The 16483-nt window shown below is 34.6% G+C and carries 21 protein-coding genes; 11 read left to right on the top strand and 10 right to left on the bottom strand.

The genetic code is table 11. The annotated features are described in order from the left end of the window. Window positions 1-182 precede the first annotated feature (182 nt). Window positions 183-2114, top strand: a complete 1932-nt coding sequence (locus tag DPQ89_RS01215) for a hypothetical protein (protein ID WP_127714336.1) — start codon at window positions 183-185, stop codon at window positions 2112-2114. On the opposite strand, the gene DPQ89_RS01210 is transcribed toward DPQ89_RS01215, so the two are convergent. Next, a complete protein-coding gene (locus DPQ89_RS01210) occupies window positions 2111-3061 on the bottom strand; it encodes an SAM-dependent methyltransferase (protein ID WP_127714334.1) in 951 nt (316 codons plus the stop codon). The genes DPQ89_RS01215 and DPQ89_RS01210 overlap by 4 nt on opposite strands. 34 nt (window positions 3062-3095) lie before the next feature. On the opposite strand from DPQ89_RS01210, the gene DPQ89_RS01205 reads away from it, so the two are divergent. Then, window positions 3096-3590, top strand: a complete 495-nt coding sequence (locus DPQ89_RS01205; protein ID WP_241558766.1) for a methylglyoxal synthase — start codon at window positions 3096-3098, stop codon at window positions 3588-3590. 74 nt (window positions 3591-3664) lie between these two features. Beyond that, window positions 3665-3823, top strand: a complete 159-nt coding sequence (locus tag DPQ89_RS18410; RefSeq protein ID WP_164848211.1) for a hypothetical protein — start codon at window positions 3665-3667, stop codon at window positions 3821-3823. On the opposite strand, the gene DPQ89_RS01200 is transcribed toward DPQ89_RS18410, so the two are convergent. Together DPQ89_RS01200 and DPQ89_RS01195 are read right to left on the bottom strand one after the other, a co-directional pair. Further along, window positions 3815-4642 (bottom strand): RluA family pseudouridine synthase, encoded by an 828-nt coding sequence (locus DPQ89_RS01200; protein WP_164848210.1) that lies wholly within the window; start codon window positions 4640-4642, stop codon window positions 3815-3817. The genes DPQ89_RS18410 and DPQ89_RS01200 overlap by 9 nt on opposite strands. A gap of 1 nt (window position 4643) precedes the next feature. Beyond that, a complete protein-coding gene (locus tag DPQ89_RS01195) occupies window positions 4644-4946 on the bottom strand; it encodes a hypothetical protein (RefSeq protein ID WP_127714328.1) in 303 nt (100 codons plus the stop codon). 37 nt (window positions 4947-4983) lie between these two features. On the opposite strand from DPQ89_RS01195, the gene DPQ89_RS01190 reads away from it, so the two are divergent. The 3 genes from DPQ89_RS01190 to lgt are packed head-to-tail and all read left to right on the top strand — an operon-like array spanning window position 4984 to window position 7201. Then, window positions 4984-5892 carry a radical SAM protein gene (locus tag DPQ89_RS01190; protein ID WP_127714326.1) on the top strand — a complete coding sequence of 303 codons (909 nt, stop codon included), beginning with the start codon at window positions 4984-4986 and terminating at the stop codon, window positions 5890-5892. A 9-nt stretch (window positions 5893-5901) separates the two neighbouring features. Continuing rightward, window positions 5902-6366, top strand: coding sequence for a DUF2489 domain-containing protein (locus DPQ89_RS01185; protein ID WP_127714324.1), 465 nt, complete (start codon window positions 5902-5904; stop codon window positions 6364-6366). Window positions 6367-6391: 25 nt separating this feature from the next. Next, window positions 6392-7201: a prolipoprotein diacylglyceryl transferase gene (gene lgt / locus DPQ89_RS01180; RefSeq protein WP_127714322.1), complete on the top strand. Its 810-nt coding sequence runs from the start codon at window positions 6392-6394 to the stop codon at window positions 7199-7201. On the opposite strand, the gene DPQ89_RS01175 is transcribed toward lgt, so the two are convergent. Next, complete coding sequence (locus DPQ89_RS01175) at window positions 7173-8915, bottom strand: hypothetical protein (protein ID WP_127714320.1); 1743 nt, start codon at window positions 8913-8915, stop codon at window positions 7173-7175. The two genes, lgt and DPQ89_RS01175, sit on opposite strands and share 29 nt — an antisense overlap. Window positions 8916-9039: 124 nt before the next feature. Between DPQ89_RS01175 and DPQ89_RS01170 the strand changes: the two genes are divergently transcribed. Further along, window positions 9040-10038 (top strand): AI-2E family transporter, encoded by a 999-nt coding sequence (locus tag DPQ89_RS01170; RefSeq protein WP_127714318.1) that lies wholly within the window; start codon window positions 9040-9042, stop codon window positions 10036-10038. On the opposite strand, the gene DPQ89_RS01165 is transcribed toward DPQ89_RS01170, so the two are convergent. Further along, window positions 10030-10563: a hypothetical protein gene (locus tag DPQ89_RS01165; RefSeq protein WP_127714316.1), complete on the bottom strand. Its 534-nt coding sequence runs from the start codon at window positions 10561-10563 to the stop codon at window positions 10030-10032. The two genes, DPQ89_RS01170 and DPQ89_RS01165, sit on opposite strands and share 9 nt — an antisense overlap. Window positions 10564-10817: 254 nt before the next feature. Between DPQ89_RS01165 and DPQ89_RS01160 the strand changes: the two genes are divergently transcribed. Then, window positions 10818-11525: a hypothetical protein gene (locus DPQ89_RS01160; RefSeq protein WP_127714314.1), complete on the top strand. Its 708-nt coding sequence runs from the start codon at window positions 10818-10820 to the stop codon at window positions 11523-11525. Here DPQ89_RS01160 and DPQ89_RS01155 read toward each other — a convergent pair whose 3' ends face one another. Next, window positions 11526-11726 carry a hypothetical protein gene (locus DPQ89_RS01155; protein WP_127714312.1) on the bottom strand — a complete coding sequence of 67 codons (201 nt, stop codon included), beginning with the start codon at window positions 11724-11726 and terminating at the stop codon, window positions 11526-11528. 8 nt (window positions 11727-11734) lie between these two features. Then, a complete protein-coding gene (locus tag DPQ89_RS01150) occupies window positions 11735-12082 on the bottom strand; it encodes a response regulator (protein WP_127714310.1) in 348 nt (115 codons plus the stop codon). A 144-nt stretch (window positions 12083-12226) separates the two neighbouring features. Between DPQ89_RS01150 and serS the strand changes: the two genes are divergently transcribed. Both serS and DPQ89_RS01140 read left to right on the top strand, forming a co-directional pair. Then, window positions 12227-13495, top strand: a complete 1269-nt coding sequence (gene serS / locus DPQ89_RS01145) for a serine--tRNA ligase (RefSeq protein ID WP_127714308.1) — start codon at window positions 12227-12229, stop codon at window positions 13493-13495. 161 nt (window positions 13496-13656) lie between these two features. Then, the gene (locus tag DPQ89_RS01140) at window positions 13657-14295 is read left to right on the top strand and encodes a response regulator (RefSeq protein WP_127714306.1); all 639 of its coding nucleotides are present in this window, start codon (window positions 13657-13659) and stop codon (window positions 14293-14295) included. On the opposite strand, the gene DPQ89_RS01135 is transcribed toward DPQ89_RS01140, so the two are convergent. Further along, window positions 14287-15033 carry an NAD(P)-binding domain-containing protein gene (locus tag DPQ89_RS01135; protein WP_127714304.1) on the bottom strand — a complete coding sequence of 249 codons (747 nt, stop codon included), beginning with the start codon at window positions 15031-15033 and terminating at the stop codon, window positions 14287-14289. The genes DPQ89_RS01140 and DPQ89_RS01135 overlap by 9 nt on opposite strands. Before the next feature lie 87 nt (window positions 15034-15120). Here DPQ89_RS01135 and DPQ89_RS18405 point away from each other — a divergent pair, with 87 nt between their 5' ends. Then, on the top strand, window positions 15121-15279 hold the full coding sequence (locus DPQ89_RS18405; RefSeq protein ID WP_164848209.1) for a hypothetical protein: 159 nt from the start codon (window positions 15121-15123) through the stop codon (window positions 15277-15279). On the opposite strand, the gene DPQ89_RS01130 is transcribed toward DPQ89_RS18405, so the two are convergent. Together DPQ89_RS01130 and DPQ89_RS01125 are read right to left on the bottom strand one after the other, a co-directional pair. Beyond that, on the bottom strand, window positions 15276-15791 hold the full coding sequence (locus DPQ89_RS01130; RefSeq protein WP_127714302.1) for a GNAT family N-acetyltransferase: 516 nt from the start codon (window positions 15789-15791) through the stop codon (window positions 15276-15278). The two genes, DPQ89_RS18405 and DPQ89_RS01130, sit on opposite strands and share 4 nt — an antisense overlap. Before the next feature lie 12 nt (window positions 15792-15803). Continuing rightward, entirely contained in the window at window positions 15804-16412 is a 609-nt protein-coding gene (locus DPQ89_RS01125) for a zinc-dependent peptidase (protein ID WP_127714300.1), read from the bottom strand. Between the last annotated feature and the right edge of the window lie 71 nt (window positions 16413-16483).

The raw sequence follows: 16483 nt of genomic DNA, 5'->3' as shown, positions 1-16483 counted from the left end.
TAATCTAAAAATATGGACGTTTCTTAATGCAATAGAGCTAGATCGAAGCTTAAATCGTTGATTACTCTTAACATCACTAAGTTATTCATTTTTCAAGTACTAGTCTTAGAAAATTTTTTGATCAGATAATTATATAATATTAATGAATATGGACCCAGTGGGGATAGGTGAAATAACTGACAATGAAGATAGATTACGCTCAAGAGCTATCCAACATTCGTGAACAACAGTATAACGCTGTAGATAAGCTTAAAGAAAGTTATGAAGCCGATTTGTCTAATGTAAAGAAAACTGCACATAGAAAAGAAATCAAGCTCAAAAAGAATCAAGAAGGTCAAAAAGAACAATTGATTCAAGACAATCAAGATAAAATAGAATTACTTAGTAATAGAACTAATAAATTGCTAGAAGAGAGAAGAGACTCATATCTTGGAGATCTTAGTACACAGAAGAAAGAGTTTTCAGAACGTCGTAATGAGCTTGCCAATGGCTATAAAAAGAAATTAGATAATATCAGTGACTCTTACACCAAATCACTTAAAGAGCATAAATACCTTGATAATTTACAGAGAAAAAATACAGCTGAAAACTTTGATTCATTAATCTCAACGAATAAGAAAAATCATACTGCACAAATTAATGAACTTACTACTAAGTCACAAGACAGTATAAAAGAGATTCGTAATGATTATAATAAGCGAGAGGACGAACTTGTTCGTGATCATCGTTTTACTAAAGACGAATTAATACGTAACTCTAGCGATCAATTAAGTGCAACTAAGAGTTTCTTCAATAAGAAAATGGATGAACTCAGAAAGTCTAAAGATGAAGAAATCCAGCGTCAAGGGGAGCGCTTTGAAAACTCTTTAGATAAAACTAAAAATGATGGAAAGGTCAAATTAGAGAATCAAAAATCGAAGTTTATTACTGCTATGACTAGTTTAAATAATGCTAGCGAAAGAGAGAGACAGATTCAAGAAAAAGAAAATGGACAAGTGATTACTCAGCTTAAAAGAGAAGGAGAGCAGGATAGATATAAGTTTACGAGAAGTCTTGATGAAGTTAGAGATAGATCAATTAAAGGAAAGGGCGTAGAGTTTCAAAAACAAGCTCTTAGAGATAGTTATGAAAATAGACTTAAGGGATTACAAGAACAGATGAGCGATCAACGAAGCCAATTTGAGGTTTTAAAAGATGATCTTGAATATGATATTTCAACTCGCTCGAAAGCAAAAGACTTCTTAGTCAGACAGAAACTAGATGAAAAGGATAGGGTTCATAATTCGAACTTTAGTGACATTATGATGAAGCAGAGAAATAAAGAGAGAACTTTGATAGATGAGTTTCAACGAAAGTTACAAACTATGGATCGGGATCATTTAGAGAGAAATATAGTAAAAGAAAATGAGTTCAGAGATAGTGTCGCAAGACAGAAGATGGTTTTTGGTGACAGTATTAATAAATTGAATGAAGCAAATATTCGAAATGTAAATAATCTTCAAGAAGAGTTTGCCAAAGAGAAATCGGAAATGGCCTATCTTGGAAATAAGTTATTGAATAATGTTACCCAAGAGCAAAAAACTGACTATATTCAAAAAGTTCAAAACCTAGTAGATAAGTATGAAAAGCTATTATCCTCTAAAAATTATGAATACGAAAGAATGCTTGAGGTTAAGGATCAGGCCATTAGCAATTTAGAACGAAGTTCAAAAAAAGAGCTTCAGGCCCAACAGCTATTTCAAAAAGAATCGAAAGATCTTAATCAAGCTGATTCTAAATCTCGCCTCGACTCGCAAAGGGTTCAGTATGAAGCCAGAATTACAGCTATGAAACAAAATCATGACGAGGAAATGGCCAGAGTTAAGCGTGAGTCCGATACAAAATTAGCTAAGCTGACCAATGCTTATGAAGACAAACTTCAAAAGCAATTGTCCGAACTAACAACGGAGTCAAAGAAGAAGTCAAATAAGGATAGAGAGGAGCTTAGACGTATAGTACAACAAAATACGATTCGCTCAGAACAAATGGTTGCAAATTACGAAAGACGAATCAAAGAAATGAAAAGGGCCTATGAACTCAATCGCTCGAGCGAAACAATTAGAACTCGAAGTTAATTATAGGCAATAATTGCAAACTCTTTCTTGTGTGTCGGCACCTGTGAATAAATTAAATGGTTAAATTTAAATGAATAAAACTTAGAAACGAATTCTACAATTCTTTCACTAAGATCAGGCGTTGGCATCTTTACCGTAAAGACTAGACCTTTTAAATTAGGATATTCTTTTGCAAGTCTAATTCCTTCTTTCAAAGACAAACCGGCCTGAAGGTTAAGGTCCATTATAATCCAGTCAATTTTCTTCTTTATTTGTGCTTTTGATATCTTTTGCACTGGGGACTGAAGGTGAGTAAAGTTTGAATTTTTTGAACAGATTTCATTCATTTCTCCTGGATCAATACCAATGACACAATTTCCTCTTTCTAAAAAAAATTGAGTGGCGCCACCTGGAGCACAACCGATATCTAGTATAGTATCTTGTTGAGAAACTTTCAGCTTATATGAATGAACGATTTCAGCTATTTTTAAATAGGCCCTTGAGGGGGAGTCCTCAGGAAGCGATAGCTGTGGAAAACCCCCTGGAGCACTATTTGAGTTAATGTCTGCCAAATGTAGCCCGAGCCAGATTTTATTGCGATCAACCTCTATGACGTCAAAGATGAAGTCAGCTGAAGAGTTAATATCGCTAGATGCTTTTTTACCGTCACGACTCCAATTATGAATATTGTAAGAGTGAATAGAGTAGTGCTTAAGATAGCTCTCTATTTCATCAGTCACTTTTTCTTCGTCTACTGGACCAAGGCATAGACCATGAACGCGACTAAATGCAAAGTGCATTGTAGATAAACTTTTTAAATCTATATCGTTCCCAGAATTCTTAAAAGTTAAAAAACCTGGTCTTGAAAAGCTCAGTTTGAGGTCCGGAAGTGCATATTTTAATTCTGATTTTAAATGCTCTTCATTTCCACGATTAGGTGTGAAGAAAAGAAATTGACCCTTAGACATATTGATTCCCAATTCTCTCTATTTATATATTATAATGAAGTATCTTAGCACCTATAAAAAAGAAGGGATAGTCATGATTACTAAGTCTAAAAACATTGCACTTGTTGCACACGACTCTAAGAAAGCCAAGCTTCTGAAGTGGTGCACAAAAAATAAGAATATTCTAAAAAATCACAAACTCTTTGCAACGGGAACCACTGGAATCTTGTTGGAAAAGGAGCTTGAAATGCCTGTAAAGAAGTTTGTATCTGGTCCTTTGGGCGGTGATCAGCAAATTGGCGCATCAATATGTCAGGGGAAAGTCGATATGCTTATTTTCTTTTGGGATCCATTACAGAGTATGCCTCATGATCCTGATATTAGAGCATTACTAAGATTAGCTACAGTTTGGAATATTCCTCTGGCCTGTAATCAAACGAGTGCTGATTTTCTCATCATTTCTCCGTTAATGAAAAAAGACTACACTCGTGATCTAGATCATTTGGATGGCTATAAGAAAAATAGAGAAGTGCTTATTGAAAAATCTTAGTGCGTTGCGCGCATGAGTTCAATGGCCAAAGAATTGAATGCCGGATATTTATACTTTTTAACATGGAGTTAAGTTTGGCAAATATTGGTAGAGTAGGAAAAGCATTTTTGGTTGGAAGTGGTGTAGTATATCCAATTCAAAGAGGTATCTTAAAAGTTGCTTCTAATGTAAATAGTGTAAATATCAAGAAGACGACTAAGAAGAAGTCGCCTTCAAGAAAGTCTTTAAAATAGTCTTAATTCTTTTGGAAGTTCAAAAATATGATCTTCTTTAGAGATCGGATCTTTTAGCTCAAGTTTGTGAGCAACTAGCTTCATTCCGTCTTTATTTTTATTCCCACGTCCGTATTTTGGGTCACCCATTACAGGGTGCTCAAATTTGTCGAAGTGCTGCCTAATTTGGTGGTATCTACCTGTGATAATTTCAATTTCAACTAGAGAGGTTTCTTCTTTGGTCTTTGCAAGCTTAAATAGAGTCTTGGCCTCTTTGTCTTCTAGACGGTAGTTTAATTCACCAGCCGACTCAGATAGTTTTCCTAGCACTTCAGCTTGATAGAACTTTCTGATAAGTTTACTTTGAAGGGCCTTGGTAAAAATCCTTGCAACTTTGTCAGTATAGGCAATGATCATTAATCCTGCTGTTTCTCTATCGAGTCGTTGGATTAAATAAACATTTGGCTTTTCTTTTTCTGCAACTCTTAAGATCGAAGCCTGATCACCAAATTTTGTACCCTGAGAAAGTATGCCAGATGGTTTGTACCAAACTCCCCAAGTTTTAGTTTTATATATTTCTTTGCATGCAGAAGTATCAACTTCAGCTAGATTTGGGTCATAGTGCAGTTCAAGATAGTCCGCTCTATTAAGAGTGGCCTTTGCCCGTCTTATTCGAGAAAGCGGCCCTTTACCTTTCTTTTTTAACCAAACACCACCGTTAGTTGCAATCTTTTTTATTTGAGCTTTAGAGAGGCCTGTATTTTCACTAAGAAAGTCTACTAGCAAAACACCTTCGTTTGTTTTAACTTCTCCTCTAAAAATGGTCTTTTTTAATTTCATACTATCCTTGAGAAAGTGTCCAAGGGCAACCTGGACAACCTGATTGACAACAGGCTTCGTCTTTCCAGTCATCATTTTGTTTTACTACTTTTATTTTGTAATAGAATTTGCCATCGTTTGAACTAATTAGTTCGTAATTTTCAAGCTCATCCCACGGTCCTAGTGTATTACCAAGAACTAAGGCCAACTTATACTGGTGTGCAGAAGATTTGTCTGTAAAAATGACGATATATTGTTGTTTTTGCACACAACTGACCCAGTATTCATTTTTATCTGCTATGTAATTCATGTTATAAGTATTCATTGTCACTATTTAACACATGTTTGAAAGAGATTAAAGTATGTATGACTTTCCTATAGAATATGAAGAGCCTGTATTTAGACCTCCTTCTGAAGGTAAGAGCTTTCTTTTGCAAGTAACAATAGGCTGTTCAAATAATAAGTGTACCTATTGCAATATGTATCGTAGCAAAAGCTATCGCGAGAGATCACTTGATGAGATTGAAGCTGACTTATTGAAAACTAAAACGTATTTCCAAAGGTTTAGCTATAGTCCTACTAAAGTATTTCTTTGTGATGGCGATGCTCTTGGAGCACCCACTGAATTACTTTTGAGTGTATTAGACTTAATATCGAAGTATTTTCCAAGCGTTGAGCGAGTTGGTATATATGCCACAGCTCAAAATATGCTTGATAAATCCATTGATGAGCTGAAAGCTTTAGCGCAAAAGAAATTAACAATCGCTTACTTAGGTATGGAAAGTGGAGACGATAAAGTACTTCATATGATTGTTAAAGGTAATAACGCAAAAGATATGCTTGAGGGGTCTCTAAAGATTAAAGAAGCAGGGATTCAACTTTCTGTTATTGCAATGTTGGGAGTTGGCGGGCTTAAACACTCCAAGAATCACGTGGAACAAACGGCGAAATTAATCAGTCTCATTTCTCCTGAGTTTTTTTCATTCTTATCTACTGTTGCTGTGCCGGGAACACCGTTTAAAACGATGGTGGATAGGGGATTAATCGAGGAGCTTTCGACTAAAGAGCTAACTACTGAAATGTATGAAATTTTAAAACAAATAAATGGACTGAAGAATAACACTCTTTTTAGGGCCAATCATGTATCAAACCAATTTCCTATTGGAGGGAGTTTGCCACAAGATAAAGAGAAATTACTCTCTCTGATCGGAGAATGGATTAGTAAAATTCCACAAGGTGTCTATCCTGAAGTTCCTCCACATATGCTATAAAGGTAAATTATGTTAGAAAAATATTTTTTCGAAATTCTTATTGCTCTTGTATTTATTATATCTCTTTTGAGTACACTGATATTCTTTCTATCGCGAAAAATTAAAGAGCAAAAGAAATTAAACAAAAGCGTTGAACACAAAGAGCGAGAGAAGGAAAAGTATATCCTAGAAAGTCTTGAAATTATAACAAAGGCCTTAGTCCAAGAGCAGTGTGAAATTTCAGAAGGATGTATCAGAATAAGAATGTTACTTCTTAATTGTCACGCCTTAGATATAGAATCTCAAGAATATATTGTCTTTGAAGAGCTATATCAAAAACTAAAAGATTTAAAAACTCATGAAAGTAGAAGTCAATTAAGTCTTCAGGAAAGAAGTAAAGAGGATCAACTTCGCTTCAAACTTGAGGATGAATATTGTGAGAAAATTATCGAAGCAAGTGAAAAATTGTTAAAAGAAGTAAAAGGTTTTTTATAAAATACTAAGTATGATAAAATAAATTATGACTTACTATGTTCACGACCTTAATCCTATGGCCATATCTCTTGGCTGGTTTATCCTACCTTGGTATTGGCTAGCATATATTTGCGGATTCTTCAGCGTCTATTTTGGTTTTTTCTCTCTAAAGAAAAAAGGGGACGTCACTTTTGGGCATAAGTTTATACATAGTTTTCTATCTCGGGGTTTTCTCATTCTTATCCTAGGCGGAAGAGTAGGCTATATACTCTTTTATAACTTATCTTATTATCTAAATCATCCCGCTAAAATTTTTGCTCTTTGGGAAGGTGGAATGAGCTTTCATGGAGCTATTATTGGTATTGGATTATATGCTCTTATATGCTCAAGAAAAGAAGGAGTTTCTCTTTTCAAACTCACTGACCCTATTTGCTTGTTTGCACCTCTAGGAATCTTCTTTGGACGCATGGCCAATTTTATGAATGGAGAGCTTGCAGGAAGAGCAACAGATGTGTCGTGGGCGGTCATTTTTCCAAAATTCTATGATAATATTCCTCGCCATCCATCGCAAATCTATGAAGCCCTTCTAGAGGGATTGTTGATATTTTTAGTAATGCAGATCTTTGTTAGAAATAAATTAAGTCGAGTTGGCTTCAGTTCTGGCATCTTTTTAGTGTTATATGGAATTGGTAGATTCTTCGTAGAATTTTTTAGAAATCCTGACCCTCAAATAGGGCTATTCTTTGAACTCTTAACGTTGGGGCAGTTCCTATGTTTAGCAATGATTATAATAGGTCTCATAATCATTGCTAATAGTCTTAAAAAGACTACTCCAGTAGAAAGACAGCCTCTTTAGCAAAATTGCTATGAAAGTCTTCATAAGTAGCTCTTTGAGACGTAATAGATTTTACTTCTTTTTCATAGTCCTTCTTATACTTTTGAGGAATAGAATCAAAATCAAATATATTAATGCCTTCAGTCTTCATTTCGCTACTAGAAGTGTCCCACATATCAAATACGCCAGGGAACTTTCCTCTTAAATAGTCAATCATACAGCCTGGGAAAAGTTCCACTGTTACTCTTGCGCAAGAATGAAGCTCAGCTTCGTCAATTACAATTGAATCATACATGAGGCGAATAGAGTTTCTTAGATCTTCTTTAGTTTTCTTCTTACGTTGTTCAAGTATATTAAACGTAACTCGAAGCCTTTTTATATGTTCAAGTTCTTCTTTGTATTTATCTTTTTCGTCCTCTGGAATATTATCATAGTCAAATGGATTGAAGTCTCCACTTAGGATTGCCGCTTGGAAAATTATTGGATACTTCTTTTCTATATATTCTTGAATACAGTTCAAGAACTCTTCTTCTTTTTTCATTTTCACACATTCATATTTCTTATTTTCATCCCAGACAAAGTATTCCTTAACGCCTATCCATATTGATGCACCTGAACCTGATAGAAGTGCACCTAAAGCCGTTCCTTGAAAAACTCTAGCATGGCCATTAGTAAAGAACTTAAGTCGATCCTTGTCCTGATCGCTCAATAGTTCATTCATAACTTTCTTACCATCTTGTAGTTTCTTATATCCTTTTACTGTTTTTGGTAGTGACCATAATTCCTTTTTAAGGGCCTTATTCGTTACTTTATTAATACCGTATTGAGAAGGTTTAAAGTCAAACTCTTCGAGCATCGCTGTGAGTTCAGATAGCTTGCTTTCTAGCTGGCGACGAACCTCTACATCCAGAGACTCTGTGTTTTGTATGAAGTACTCTAGTTCTCTGTGCACAATTGTGACTTTATCTTTTAGCATTGCCTGTTGAATAATTCTCTGCTTTATAATTCCTTCATCAAACCACCAGTCAAAGATACCGCCATCAAGCTGAGTTATACGCTTGTCCAGTTGTTTCATATAGTACTGGAGGTTTTTGTCCGATCTATAAAAGACCATTTTTTCCATGACCTCTTTTCCATCTTTAACAAAAGAGAGTTCAACTTCGGCCCTTTCACCTTCAAAAGAATATCTTTTTAAGATGTCCAAATTGTAAGCGATAGAGATTCTTTCATTTATTAGATTGTCTAATTGTTGTTTGTAATTAGTGAAGTCACTGGTCCATTTATCAACGTTCTTTAATACAATTTGTTCATCTTCGCTAAGTTCACTGCCATCAAATGTCTTCTTTAAAATTTTGTTATAGACAGCAGCGCTTGCGACGGTCTCATCTTCATCAAACATATAGAGCGAGACAAACTTATTATCGTTCCAGTTTTTAAAAGTATGTGTCCATGAATCTTTAAGTCTCGTCCACCATCCATCTTTTGGTAATTTGATTTGCATCTTTTTCGAAGATCGCTTGACTAGTTCTTTGTCTTCTAATGCTTTGAGAAGGTTCTTATTGTAGTCTGCACTTATAAAGTCTTTGATTATTCTATTACAGCCTTCTTCTGGAGAATTGATGCTCGCTGGATCTCTCTTTTGTGAAGATACGGTATCAAAAATCTGACTATGTTTATTAAATGTTGAACATGAGCAAAGGGAGAGTAATATGATTGTAATTAGTGTCTTTTTCATAGCTTAGCTCATCGGAATAAGGGTATAAAACCTTTATCTTGATTATCTAAGTTATTGATAATGTTTAAAATAAAATTGAATTTAAAACAATATATGGTTAGACTCTTAGCTCAGAGGAGATTTTATGAAAGACACGTACGAAAGAATTAATAATACCTGTATTGTGATTTTGACTTTTATTGCGATTACGGTTGCACTAATTTATACAAAAACAGTACTAATTCCATTTGTTATTTCATTATTTATTTTTTCGGTTTCCGGACCAGTTATTGATTGGTTTCAGAAAAAATTAAAAATACCTCGCTCAATCTCAGTGATATTAACAATGGCGATTTTCCTTGTAGGTTCCTTTTTTGTAAGTCTACTAGTTGTGAAGAGTTTAAATACTTTTATAAACGGTATTGATGAGTATCAAGAGCGATTTACTCAAACGGTTGAAGGGTCGGTGAGCTTGTTAAACGATTATGGAATCGAACTTAATGGTGAACGAATTAGAGAGAGCTTTCGTGAATTGCCAATATTTTCAATTTTTAAGAAACTTACGGGGCAGCTAGTATCCTTCATTTCAAACGCTATATTAATTATGATTATGGTTCTCTTTCTTATTGGAGGGGGAGCGACGAGTGAAATTCAAAACGTTACACTCCAGCAGGTTCAGTATAAAGTCTCAAAGTATGTTGCGACTAAGTTTACAGTTTCTTTTATAACAGCTCTCCTTATCGCAATATTATTCTTCGGCTTTAGTGTTGAACTCGCTTTTATGTTTGCTGTTTTAACATTTTTGCTTAATTTTATTCCAAGTGTCGGGTCGATTATCGCAACTTTATTACCTGTGCCTGTTCTCATTTTGCAATTTGGCTTTGGTCTAAAAATGGCGATTATCCTTCTTGCTTCATTTTTAATTCAATTTATTATTGGTAATGTTATCGAACCAAAACTAATGGGCGAGAATTTAGGACTTCATCCAATAGCTATTCTATTATTTTTACTTTTTTGGGGTCTCGTTTGGGGGATTCCGGGAATGTTCTTAGCTGTTCCGATTACTGCGGTTCTCAAAATCGTTTTTAGTCGTATCGAAACGACTAAAAGATTCTCCAGATTGCTAGAAGGTAAGCTAGATTAACCTTTTCGATTCTGCGATATTGAACTCTTGCTGGAACTCTGGACATTGGGCTTCAATTTCTTTGAAGCTCTTATGAAGATTAGTAATATTTTCTATACACTTATACGTTGTCCTTAGACTTTTTACTTTTGAGCATCGTTTTATTATCTTCTCTTCTAGGCAGGATAGTTTCTCTTGGATTGATTCTTCTGAAGCAATGAAATGAGATGAGCTTGGCAATCTGTGTTTTAGCCTAAGTGAGAGATGATGTTTAATCCTCGTATCAATAGAGATTACGTAGAATGTATGTATTGCATGTGAAGAGAAGTTTTCTGCCATACACTGGTCTTCTTTTTCAAAAGCAATCTTCTTATCTTTAAAACTCCAATTGAAAAAATCTTGTTTCTTTTCCAGTTGATCTTTTCTTTGGTGTGAGCTTTGACAGAAGCAGAATTTGTCTATTTCTTTTAAGAAGCTATAGTAGAGAGGGTGCTTTGTATTAGTAAGAAGGTTGGGGTAGTTGGCCTTAGTGTAATTATGTTCCAAGATTTTTTGAATGCATTGAAACTCTAGGGTATCGAATTGGCTCGTTTGACCAAGCTCTTTAGAAAAAGAGTTATAACTTATAATTAGAATTAAGATGCCGTGAAAGACTCGATTAATAGGCGCCTCCAGGTTCTTTACTAGTATATCATACCATGAATACTGGGCGTAGAGAGTAAAGATGTTTCAGTTTATCTGAAATCAGTTATTTACCAACTCTTATATTAAGAATAATATTAGATAGGCTTGGAGTATTTATGAATAAAGTAGCAATTGTTGTAAGTAGTGTTGGATACCATTGGGAAGAATTATATCAAGCCTACTGTGTATTTAGAGAAAGTGGAGTTGCTGTTGATTTTTTTACACCGACTGGAATAGAGGCAAGGCCCGATCCTGTAAGCCTTACTTATACCGGTCCATTCTCATGTGTAGGGTTAGGTATTTCTAGATCAATTGGTCCTGAAACAGCTCTTGGTCAAATATTGTTAGGGAAACTCTCTGGCGCTCGCCCACTGATAGAATTAGAGACAACATCTTACCAGGCCATTTATCTTCCTGGTGGACATGGTTGTTTATTCGATATCAATAAGAATGAGATGCTCCATCAAAAAATCTTAGAGCTTTATGAGCAAGGTAAGTTGTTAAGTGGTGTATGTCATGCAACGTCGACTTTTGCTTTTGTGAAATCAAATGGTCGATCAATTATCCAGTCTAAAAAAATAGTATCTTTTTCAGAGATTTTAGATCGAATACTTGTCACGTTACGGTTGGTTTCAAAAAATTACTTACCGATACCTTATAGTAATGAATTAGCATTGATAGAAAATGGTGCCAACCTGGGCGTATCTTCTAAGTTTATGGCGTTCATTAATCCATGGTTCTATGTTACAGATTTCCCATTTGTTACTGGGACTGGGCCAAAGGCGGCTCGTAGCGTGGCAAAAACATTAACAAGAGAAATGTAGTTATTTCTTCTTGTTGATTGCTTCTTCGTATTTTTTAATTTCTTCAGGGGATAGAGAAGTTCTTTCCATTTTTTTTATACTTCTGAGAGAGCTTATCATTTGATCACATTTGTGGACAGTTCCATCACCTTCAATAGGAGAAAACTTTCTACCTTCTTTTAGCCATGATATTTCTTTTCCACAATATTTACATTTAGACATTATTTTTCCTATTTTGCTAGATCGACAATCTTTTTAATATCTTCTAACGAGAAAGGTTTTTCAAGTATAAGATCAGCTTTTTTTAGAGCAGATTCTTGACTCATCATGTCGGAGATGGCGGATAGGAAAACAAATTTGGCCTTACTTTTGGGCTTAATTATCTCGTATAGTTCAATACCATTCATTCTTGGCATTTTAATATCTAAAATAATGACATCGAAACTTGGAATTGAAGGTTGCTTGCAAACTACTTCAGGGTCATTAAAGACAGTAACCTCGTGACCTAGAAATTCAAATTCATCTTTTAGGCAATCTGCTAACATTTCTTCGTCATCGACGATTAGTATTTTACTCATTTGGGTATTATTGCATGGGGAAGACTTTATGCAAGTAAATTTTTGTTTAGTTTTTTGGCCTAGCGCGTAGTCACGGAAACTTTGATAAATCACAGTATTTATAATAAGTTTAATACCTTATTTTGTTTCATTAGAGGTGTGTCCATGCTTGATGTTAAGTTTATTAAAGAAAATCTAGAAGCGGTAAAAACTGCTGCGAAAGTAAAGAACATTAACTTCAGTTTCGATGATTTGTTAAAACTGGATAAAGATATTTCTGAGCTAAAAGTTCAAGTTCAAGAACTTCAAGAAAAAAGAAACGCTCACTCTAAGAAAATACCAAAAGCAAGTAAGGAAGAAAGACCTGCTCTTATTGAAGAGGGAAGAGCAATTGGAACAGAGCTTGATGCTTTAAAGCCTGGTCTTTCCGAGAAAGAGGCACAATTAAAGTTACTTTTACTTCAGGCCCCAATGATTCCATCTGATAAAGCGCCAGTTGGAAAAGATGATACTGATAATGTTGAAGTGAAGTTACATGGAACACTTCCTAAGTTTGACTTTAAACCTTTGGATCACGTTGAGATCCTAGAGAAGAATGGTTGGGCCGAGTTTGAGAAGATTGCATCCGTAAGTGGTTCAAGAAGTTACTCTCTTCGAAATGATATGGTACTTCTTGAGATGGCCATGCATAGGTATGCTCTTGAAAAACTAAAGTCTAAAGGCTTCACACTTGTTTCGACACCTTCACTTGCAAGAGAGGAAGCACTCGTTGGAACAGGTCATTTTCCTACAGGTAAAGATCAAGTTTATTATCTCCCGGAAGATGATTTATATTTATCAGGAACTGCGGAAGTTCAGCTTAATTCATTACATGCAAAAGATATCTTACAAGAGAGTGATCTTCCTATTCTCTATGCAGGTTATTCGCCGTGCTTTAGAAGAGAGGCGGGAAGCTACGGTAGAGATGTTAGAGGTTTAATAAGAGTTCATCAGTTTATGAAAGTTGAGCAGTATGTAATTTGTAAAAACTCTGCTGAAGAGTCAGATAAGTGGCATAAGATGCTTTTAGAGACCTCTGAAGAGATTGTTCAAGACTTCGAACTTCCATATCGAATAGTTGAGTGTTGTACTGGGGATATGGGAACTGGAAAGGTCCGAATGTTTGATATTGAATGTTGGGTTCCTAGTGAGGAAAAATACCGTGAAACTCACAGTTGTTCTCAGCTACATGACTGGCAATCTAGAAGAACTCATACTAGATACAGAGATGGAGATGGTAAGGTTCAATTTGTGCACACCCTAAATAATACTGCAATTGCTACACCTAGAACTCTGGTACCATTTTTAGAGTGCCACCAGCAAGAAGATGGAAGTGTAAGAGTTCCTGAAAAACTTAGACCTTATCTTGGTGGAGTCGAGTTCTTAAGTAAATAGATTTTCTTTTTAGGGAGCTTTTCTTAAGCTCTCTATTTAAATTGCAGTAAGTTCAACGATTTTTCTTAATTTCTTTATATTTATTAAGTTATAACTCATTTTCTTCACATATTTACCCGAAGAGTAGTTAAGATTCTTGAATCTGAAACTAGAGGTAATAGATGAAAATTCTCATCGTTGATGATGATCAAATTAATGCAAAGATGCTTTCTAAAAGACTACTCAATAGAGGGTTTGAAGTAGAAACTGTTTATTGTGGTAAAGATTGTATTGATTATATTGAATCAGCTAAAGATGCTGACCTAGTTCTATTAGATATCATGATGCCTGACTTGTCGGGCCTAGAAGTTTTAACTCACCTTAGAAAAGAATACTCTACAATGGATTTGCCTATAATTATGGTTACTGCAAAAGGAGAAGTCTCTGACGTGGTAGATGCTATGAAAAAAGGGGCAAATGATTATATCCAGAAACCTGTTAATATGGATATTGCAGAGGCAAGAATTAGAACCCACTTATCTATGGGGCTTCTTAATAAAGAGAGTATTATTAAAAAAGAGCTAGAAACAGCTAATGCCATGATTGTTACTTATAATCATGAAATCAATAACCCGTTAACAATTGCAATGGGCATGCTTAGAAAGTGCATGATGAAAAAAGAGTTTGAAGGTCTGGAAAAAGTAGACCATGCTCTAAATAGAATAGCTGAAATTGTTAAGAAAATTGATAAAGTCTCTCAGGAAACTTCTGTGCAAACAGATAAGTATACTGAAGGGCAGAAAATGATTAAATTAAAATAGATCATTCTTAAACTGATAATTCCATTTCTTAAGTGTTAAGGATTCAACCTTCTTTCCCTCTGAACTATCTAAGTTAAAACAAATTTCTCCAAGCTCACTCTTCTTAGCAAGTTGAGAGTAGTACTCTTGCTTAGTGTAATTATTCAAATGAGTCGCGTGTATTAGTGTTGAAAAAATCTGATTACTTATAGTTTTAAAAATAATTTCTACAACATCATCAATGTGAATAAGATTTAGCGGGTGATTTCCAGAATTATTTACTTTTTTGATTAGAGAGTGGATAGGGTGTCTCGTCGAAGAAATTAGACCACTACAACGTATTATACAATCTTTTCTAAAGATAGATTCTTGTTCGTAGACATTCTTGGATCTTGCTGATTTTTGTATTGGTATAGTTTCTTCATTCACAATACCTTGATTGTTTTCGAAGACAGACGTGGAGCTGATATAAATAAATCTCCTGTTAGGAAATTTATTTCGAAACTCGAAGAGTTGATTTGTAGTTGTTTGGGAAGGAGGAATATTTATTATAAATAAATCTATATCAAAAAAAAACTCATCTGATTTTTCAATATTCTCTAAAGAGAATAAAATACCTTTATAGTTTTTATCTTCTTTATTTTTTGTTCGATTGGAGGCAATCACACTATAACCTTTGCTAACAAGAAAGTTTGCTAACTGGTGACCAAGGTGTCCAGCTCCAATAACGGCTATTTGTTTAATAATTTTTTTCAGCATAGATGTTATAATATTTTAGAAAGTGATTAATGACAAATCTCTTGAGACCAATCAAAATATAATATTAACATATATGAATGGAGTCATATGAAGTCAGTTCTTCAGTTTATAAAAATGCTATGGATGGCATTATATATGGGAGTAACTATGGGAATAATTATTCCTGTAACTTTTAGTATAGCCTTGCCTTTTGGATTATTAAACTTAGTTATAGATAAGAATGGGTTAAACTTTATCTCTGTTTAGTAAATTGTAAGATCACCAACCATTTTCAAAGTATCATCTTCGCTGCGTGAGAGCTTAAATCCATCAAGCTTTTTTACGAGTGACTTCATCGCATCGTTTGCATTTTCTAAAATCCCTTCAAATACTTGAATATCATTCTTCTTGGCATGAAATATCAACTCTTTCATTAATATGGTCCCAAGACCTAGCCCTTGAAACTTATCAATAATTGTGATGGCCACTTCCGCCCTGTTTGGATCATTAGAAAGAGCGTGATACCTTCCAACACCCACACCAATTAATTCATTACTCTCATTTAGAGTGCCAACGGCTAGTGCAAAATTCTTTTTGCCATCTAGTTCTGTTAAGTATTTAAGTTCTTTGTCGGTAAATTCTTTTTTAAACCCGAGAAATCTATGGTGAATTGATTGTGCAGACATATTAGATAAACCTTGGACTAGCCTTGATTTATCTTCTTTTTGGATAGGTCTTAAAACAAAATTTTGTCCATTCTTTGCCGTTATAGATTTCATTTTATCAATATATCATGCATTGAGATTTTCGAGAATAGGAAAGAGGTCTTGTTCATCAGGGACCTTAGAAGAGCTTAGTGAGTTCGAAATCTCTAAGAGTCGCTCGTGAGACAACTTCGAAAATCTTGAATCAACTTTTAGCCATAAGTAATAAGATGATTTGAGAAGCTGATTAGATTCGTTTTCTAAGTAAAGCGTATTGTCTTTTGAATCCCAAAAGAGAGTATGCGAGCCTCTATTTTTAAATTCTTCGTATTTATCAAAAGGCAATAGAGCTATTGGAGAAATTTTCTTGTAGGGATAGAGTGATTTTTTGGTCATTGAGACAAAGGATATCTCACAGGCCAAAGCTAGACGAATGTCTATGTTAATTGTAAGTCCCTCTAGTCCTTGTATCTTTCTCTTAGCGATAAGCATTTGAACTTTTCTTTTAAAAAGTGACTTTTGTTTTTGGTCTAAATGAGAGTATAGGGCATATCTTTGCTCTATTTTATTTTCCCAGCCACTAGGAAAGTCATATTTAAGAAATCGTGTATCCTTTTTTAAGGCCAGCAGTAGTTTTATAATAACAAATGAAATGACACTACAAATTCCGATTCCTACTAATGTTGAAGTTTCCATATTTAGTTTTCCTTTACTTATAGTTTCTAAGTCTACCAACACTGGAAGTAATAGGGGAGAATAATTATGAG

The organism is Halobacteriovorax sp. HLS (assembly GCF_004006665.1).
Classification (GTDB): Bacteria; Bdellovibrionota; Bacteriovoracia; order Bacteriovoracales; family Bacteriovoracaceae; genus Halobacteriovorax.
The sequence above is the reverse complement of the archived record's forward strand: the minus strand, read 5'-3'. Positions and strand labels throughout refer to the sequence as shown.

Excerpts from the sequence above, each read along its gene's own strand:
- DPQ89_RS01215 (WP_127714336.1), top strand. The coding sequence starts at position 183 with ATGAAGATAGATTACGCTCAAGAGCTATCCAACATTCGTGAACAACAG.
- DPQ89_RS01210 (WP_127714334.1), bottom strand. The coding sequence starts at position 3,061 with ATGTCTAAGGGTCAATTTCTTTTCTTCACACCTAATCGTGGAAATGAA.
- DPQ89_RS01205 (WP_241558766.1), top strand. The coding sequence starts at position 3,096 with ATGAAGTATCTTAGCACCTATAAAAAAGAAGGGATAGTCATGATTACT.
- DPQ89_RS01200 (WP_164848210.1), bottom strand. The coding sequence starts at position 4,642 with ATGAAATTAAAAAAGACCATTTTTAGAGGAGAAGTTAAAACAAACGAA.
- DPQ89_RS01195 (WP_127714328.1), bottom strand. The coding sequence starts at position 4,946 with ATGAATACTTATAACATGAATTACATAGCAGATAAAAATGAATACTGG.
- DPQ89_RS01190 (WP_127714326.1), top strand. The coding sequence starts at position 4,984 with ATGTATGACTTTCCTATAGAATATGAAGAGCCTGTATTTAGACCTCCT.
- DPQ89_RS01185 (WP_127714324.1), top strand. The coding sequence starts at position 5,902 with ATGTTAGAAAAATATTTTTTCGAAATTCTTATTGCTCTTGTATTTATT.
- lgt (WP_127714322.1), top strand. The coding sequence starts at position 6,392 with ATGACTTACTATGTTCACGACCTTAATCCTATGGCCATATCTCTTGGC.
- DPQ89_RS01175 (WP_127714320.1), bottom strand. The coding sequence starts at position 8,915 with ATGAAAAAGACACTAATTACAATCATATTACTCTCCCTTTGCTCATGT.
- DPQ89_RS01170 (WP_127714318.1), top strand. The coding sequence starts at position 9,040 with ATGAAAGACACGTACGAAAGAATTAATAATACCTGTATTGTGATTTTG.
- DPQ89_RS01160 (WP_127714314.1), top strand. The coding sequence starts at position 10,818 with ATGAATAAAGTAGCAATTGTTGTAAGTAGTGTTGGATACCATTGGGAA.
- DPQ89_RS01155 (WP_127714312.1), bottom strand. The coding sequence starts at position 11,726 with ATGTCTAAATGTAAATATTGTGGAAAAGAAATATCATGGCTAAAAGAA.
- DPQ89_RS01150 (WP_127714310.1), bottom strand. The coding sequence starts at position 12,082 with ATGAGTAAAATACTAATCGTCGATGACGAAGAAATGTTAGCAGATTGC.
- serS (WP_127714308.1), top strand. The coding sequence starts at position 12,227 with ATGCTTGATGTTAAGTTTATTAAAGAAAATCTAGAAGCGGTAAAAACT.
- DPQ89_RS01140 (WP_127714306.1), top strand. The coding sequence starts at position 13,657 with ATGAAAATTCTCATCGTTGATGATGATCAAATTAATGCAAAGATGCTT.
- DPQ89_RS01135 (WP_127714304.1), bottom strand. The coding sequence starts at position 15,033 with ATGCTGAAAAAAATTATTAAACAAATAGCCGTTATTGGAGCTGGACAC.
- DPQ89_RS18405 (WP_164848209.1), top strand. The coding sequence starts at position 15,121 with ATGAAGTCAGTTCTTCAGTTTATAAAAATGCTATGGATGGCATTATAT.
- DPQ89_RS01130 (WP_127714302.1), bottom strand. The coding sequence starts at position 15,791 with ATGAAATCTATAACGGCAAAGAATGGACAAAATTTTGTTTTAAGACCT.
- DPQ89_RS01125 (WP_127714300.1), bottom strand. The coding sequence starts at position 16,412 with ATGGAAACTTCAACATTAGTAGGAATCGGAATTTGTAGTGTCATTTCA.